The organism is Streptococcus cuniculi, from assembly GCF_004570575.1.
In the GTDB taxonomy this organism is placed as follows: Bacteria; Bacillota; Bacilli; order Lactobacillales; family Streptococcaceae; genus Streptococcus; species Streptococcus cuniculi_A.
In genome coordinates this window covers 1-5,460 of record NZ_SPPD01000036.1, presented here as the reverse complement: position 1 = coordinate 5,460, position 5,460 = coordinate 1, and the positions used below count along the sequence as shown (strand labels likewise).

Genomic DNA, 5,460 nt, shown 5'->3' with positions numbered 1-5,460 from the left:
AGGTGATATACTAATATAGTTGTCGCTTGAGAGATCGGCATTACAAGACCTTTGAAAATTAAAGAAGACGAACCAAACGTGCAGGGTGGTTTATGGCAACATAAACCGTCAATGAACAAAAAAAGATAAATCTGTCAGTTGACAGGAATGAGTTAAGAACTCAAACTTTATATGAGAGTTTGATCCTGGCTCAGGACGAACGCTGGCGGCGTGCCTAATACATGCAAGTAGAACGCCAAGACACTGTACTTGTACAGAGTTGAGGAGTTGCGAACGGGTGAGTAACGCGTAGGTAACCTGCCTGGTAGCGGGGGATAACTATTGGAAACGATAGCTAATACCGCATAACAGTGCTTACTGCATGGTAAGTGCTTGAAAGGTGCAATTGCATCACTACCAGATGGACCTGCGTTGTATTAGCTAGTTGGTGAGGTAACGGCTCACCAAGGCGACGATACATAGCCGACCTGAGAGGGTGATCGGCCACACTGGGACTGAGACACGGCCCAGACTCCTACGGGAGGCAGCAGTAGGGAATCTTCGGCAATGGGGGGAACCCTGACCGAGCAACGCCGCGTGAGTGAAGAAGGTTTTCGGATCGTAAAGCTCTGTTGTAAGAGAAGAACGTTGAGTAGAGTGGAAAGTTACTCAAGTGACGGTATCTTACCAGAAAGGGACGGCTAACTACGTGCCAGCAGCCGCGGTAATACGTAGGTCCCGAGCGTTGTCCGGATTTATTGGGCGTAAAGCGAGCGCAGGCGGTTTGATAAGTCAGAAGTAAAAGGCTGTGGCTCAACCATAGTACGCTTTTGAAACTGTCAAACTTGAGTGCAGAAGGGGGGAGTGGAATTCCATGTGTAGCGGTGAAATGCGTAGATATATGGAGGAACACCGGTGGCGAAAGCGGCTCTCTGGTCTGTAACTGACGCTGAGGCTCGAAAGCGTGGGTAGCGAACAGGATTAGATACCCTGGTAGTCCACGCCGTAAACGATGAGTGCTAGGTGTTGGGTCCTTTCCGGGACTCAGTGCCGCAGCTAACGCATTAAGCACTCCGCCTGGGGAGTACGACCGCAAGGTTGAAACTCAAAGGAATTGACGGGGGCCCGCACAAGCGGTGGAGCATGTGGTTTAATTCGAAGCAACGCGAAGAACCTTACCAGGTCTTGACATCCCAGTGACCGCCCTAGAGATAGGGTTTCTCTTCGGAGCATTGGTGACAGGTGGTGCATGGTTGTCGTCAGCTCGTGTCGTGAGATGTTGGGTTAAGTCCCGCAACGAGCGCAACCCCTATTGTTAGTTGCCATCATTGAGTTGGGCACTCTAGCGAGACTGCCGGTAATAAACCGGAGGAAGGTGGGGATGACGTCAAATCATCATGCCCCTTATGACCTGGGCTACACACGTGCTACAATGGCTGGTACAACGAGTCGCAAGTCGGTGACGGCAAGCTAATCTCTTAAAGCCAGTCTCAGTTCGGATTGTAGGCTGCAACTCGCCTACATGAAGTCGGAATCGCTAGTAATCGCGGATCAGCACGCCGCGGTGAATACGTTCCCGGGCCTTGTACACACCGCCCGTCACACCACGAGAGTTTGTAACACCCGAAGTCGGTGAGGTAACCGTAAGGAGCCAGCCGCCTAAGGTGGGATAGATGATTGGGGTGAAGTCGTAACAAGGTAGCCGTATCGGAAGGTGCGGCTGGATCACCTCCTTTCTAAGGGAATGGAACTCTGTACGTAGTCTTCTTTAATTTTGAGGGGTCTTGAGACAATAGAATATCCACTATAGACTAATAAGGAATACCAGATTATTAGTAAGGGGCCTTAGCTCAGCTGGGAGAGCGCCTGCTTTGCACGCAGGAGGTCAGCGGTTCGATCCCGCTAGGCTCCATTAGGATACGAGAAACGATTCGCTTGCGAAAATTTCCGTAGAAAATTAGGAAATTAGTTTCGAGTTCAACTACTCAAGTGAGAGTAGGTATCCTAAATGAGAAAGATATTGTTCAAGTAATTGAACACGACCTCATTTTCTAGGAAAAAAGATAACCTTCCTAGTGTCTAAAGACACTGCGTCAGTTTCCTATTTTTCTACGAAAATGCCCAACAAGTTGGGACGGTCTTAGTATCTTAGATTTGTCCATTGAAAATTGAATATCTATATCAAATAGTAACAAGAAAATAAACCGAAAACGCTGTGAATTAATTAATGAGTAAGAAAACAAGGTTAAGTTAATAAGGGCGCACGGTGGATGCCTTGGCACTAGGAGCCGAAGAAGGACGTGACGAACGACGAAATTCCTTGGGGAGCTGTAAGTAAGCAATAATCCAGGGGTGTCCGAATGGGGGAACCCAACATGTAATGCATGTTATCCCTACCTGTTAAGGGTAGTGGAGGGAAGACGCAGTGAACTGAAACATCTAAGTAGCTGCAGGAAGAGAAAGCAAAAGCGATTGCCTTAGTAGCGGCGAGCGAACCGGCAGGAGGGCAAACCGAAGAGTTTACTCTTCGGGGTTGTAGGACTGCAATGTGGACTTAAATTGTATAGAAGAATAACCTGGGAAGGTTAGCCAAAGAGAGTAAAAGCCTCGTATTCGAAATATAGTTTATACCTAGCAGTATCCTGAGTACGGCGGGACACGCGAAATCCCGTCGGAATCTGGGAGGACCATCTCCCAACCCTAAATACTCCCTAGTGACCGATAGTGAACCAGTACCGTGAGGGAAAGGTGAAAAGCACCCCGGGAGGGGAGTGAAATAGAACCTGAAACCGTGTGCCTACAAGAAGTTCGAGCCCGTTAATGGGTGAGAGCGTGCCTTTTGTAGAATGAACCGGCGAGTTATGATATGATGCGAGGTTAAGTGGAAGAAGCGGAGCCGTAGGGAAACCGAGTCTGAATAGGGCGATATAGTATCATGTTATAGACCCGAAACCATGTGACCTACCCATGAGCAGGTTGAAGGTGCGGTAAAACGCACTGGAGGACCGAACCAGGGCACGTTGAAAAGTGCTTGGATGACTTGTGGGTAGCGGAGAAATTCCAAACGAACTTGGAGATAGCTGGTTCTCTCCGAAATAGCTTTAGGGCTAGCGTCGATGTAAAGTCTCTTGGAGGTAGAGCACTGTTTGGGTGAGGGGTCCATCTCGGATTACCAATCTCAGATAAACTCCGAATGCCAACGAGATATAATCGGCAGTCAGACTGCGAGTGCTAAGATCCGTAGTCGAAAGGGAAACAGCCCAGACCACCAGCTAAGGTCCCAAAATAATTGTTAAGTGGAAAAGGATGTGGGGTTGCACAGACAACTAGGATGTTAGCTTAGAAGCAGCTATTCATTCAAAGAGTGCGTAATAGCTCACTAGTCGAGTGACCCTGCGCCGAAAATGTACCGGGGCTAAAACAATTTACCGAAGCTGTGGATACCTGAAAAATGGTATGGTAGGAGAGCGTTCTATGTGTGGTGAAGGTGTACCGTGAGGAGCGCTGGAACGCATAGAAGTGAGAATGCCGGTATGAGTAGCGCAAGATGGGTGAGAATCCCATCCACCGTAAGACTAAGGTTTCCAGGGGAAGGCTCGTCCGCCCTGGGTTAGTCGGGACCTAAGGAGAGACCGAAAGGTGTATCCGATGGCTAACAGGTTGATATTCCTGTACTAGAGTATGAAGTGATGGAGGGACGCAGTAGGCTAACTCAACCGGGCGACTGGAAGAGCCCGGCTAAGCAGTGAGGCGTGGTATGAGTCAAATGCTTATACCTATAACGTTGAGCTGTGATGGGGAGCGAAGTTAAAGTAGCGAAGTGAGTGATGTCACGCTGCCAAGAAAAGCTTCTAGCGATGTATCATACTCTACCCGTACCGCAAACCGACACAGGTAGTCGAGGCGAGTAGCCTCAGGTGATCGAGAGAACTCTCGTTAAGGAACTCGGCAAAATGACCCCGTAACTTCGGGAGAAGGGGTGCTCAGCTAGACTGAGCCGCAGTGAATAGGCCCAAGCAACTGTTTATCAAAAACACAGCTCTCTGCTAAATCGTAAGATGATGTATAGGGGGTGACGCCTGCCCGGTGCTGGAAGGTTAAGAGGAGGGTTTAGCGCAAGCGACGATCTGAATTGAAGCCCCAGTAAACGGCGGCCGTAACTATAACGGTCCTAAGGTAGCGAAATTCCTTGTCGGGTAAGTTCCGACCCGCACGAAAGGCGTAATGATTTGGGCACTGTCTCAACGAGAGACTCGGTGAAATTTTAGTACCTGTGAAGATGCAGGTTACCCGCGACAGGACGGAAAGACCCCATGGAGCTTTACTGCAGTTTGATATTGAGTGTCTGTACCACATGTACAGGATAGGTAGGAGCCTATGAGTTCGGGACGTCAGTTTCGAAGGAGGCGTTGTTGGGATACTACCCTTGTGTTATGGCCACTCTAACCCGGATAGGTAATCCCTATCGGAGACAGTGTCTGACGGGCAGTTTGACTGGGGCGGTCGCCTCCTAAAAGGTAACGGAGGCGCCCAAAGGTTCCCTCAGATTGGTTGGAAATCAATCGCAGAGTGTAAAGGTATAAGGGAGCTTGACTGCGAGAGCTACAACTCGAGCAGGGACGAAAGTCGGGCTTAGTGATCCGGTGGTTCCGTATGGAAGGGCCATCGCTCAACGGATAAAAGCTACCCTGGGGATAACAGGCTTATCTCCCCCAAGAGTTCACATCGACGGGGAGGTTTGGCACCTCGATGTCGGCTCGTCGCATCCTGGGGCTGTAGTCGGTCCCAAGGGTTGGGCTGTTCGCCCATTAAAGCGGCACGCGAGCTGGGTTCAGAACGTCGTGAGACAGTTCGGTCCCTATCCGTCGCGGGCGTAGGAAATTTGAGAGGATCTGCTCCTAGTACGAGAGGACCAGAGTGGACTTACCGCTGGTGTACCAGTTGTCTCGCCAGAGGCATCGCTGGGTAGCTATGTAGGGAAGGGATAAACGCTGAAAGCATCTAAGTGTGAAACCCACCTCAAGATGAGATTTCCCATAACGTTAAGTTAGTAAGAGCCCTGAGAGAAGATCAGGTAGATAGGTTGGGAGTGGAAGTTGTGTGAGCAATGGAGCGGACCAATACTAATCGCTCGAGGACTTATCCTATTATAAGTAGTGAGAACGTTAAGAAAAGCGTATCATTTTAGGAAATCGGTGCGGTAGTCAGAGGACTACAAGACGATTTATCTAAATTACTAGCTTTTTAGTTCGAGCACAATTTCATAGAGCACAGAGTTAAGGGATATATCTTGTTAGTATAGAATAGATATTCAATTTTGAGTTGACAAAGAGGGGAACCTCATGTATACTCAGAATAGTTAAGTGACGATAGCCTAGGAGATACACCTGTACCCATGCCGAACACAGCAGTTAAGCCCTAGAACGCCGGAAGTAGTTGGGGGTTGCCCCCTGTGAGATAGGGTAGTCGCTTAGCTAGAAT

1 tRNA gene and 3 rRNA genes are annotated in these 5,460 nt (G+C 49.1%); all 4 read left to right on the top strand.

Annotation, left to right across the window (positions count from 1 at the left end):
• Window positions 1-167 precede the first annotated feature (167 nt).
• The 4 genes from E4T82_RS11815 to rrf all read left to right on the top strand — a co-directional run bounded on the left by E4T82_RS11815 (window position 168) and on the right by rrf (window position 5,454).
• A 16S ribosomal RNA gene (locus tag E4T82_RS11815) occupies window positions 168-1,715 on the top strand.
• 103 nt (window positions 1,716-1,818) lie between these two features.
• A tRNA-Ala gene (locus E4T82_RS11810) sits at window positions 1,819-1,891 on the top strand.
• A 331-nt stretch (window positions 1,892-2,222) separates the two neighbouring features.
• Window positions 2,223-5,126 (top strand): 23S ribosomal RNA (locus tag E4T82_RS11805).
• 212 nt (window positions 5,127-5,338) lie between these two features.
• Window positions 5,339-5,454 (top strand): 5S ribosomal RNA (rrf, locus tag E4T82_RS11800).
• Together the 16S, 23S and 5S rRNA genes with 1 tRNA gene alongside form the textbook arrangement of a ribosomal RNA operon.
• The last annotated feature ends 6 nt before the right edge of the window (window positions 5,455-5,460 follow it).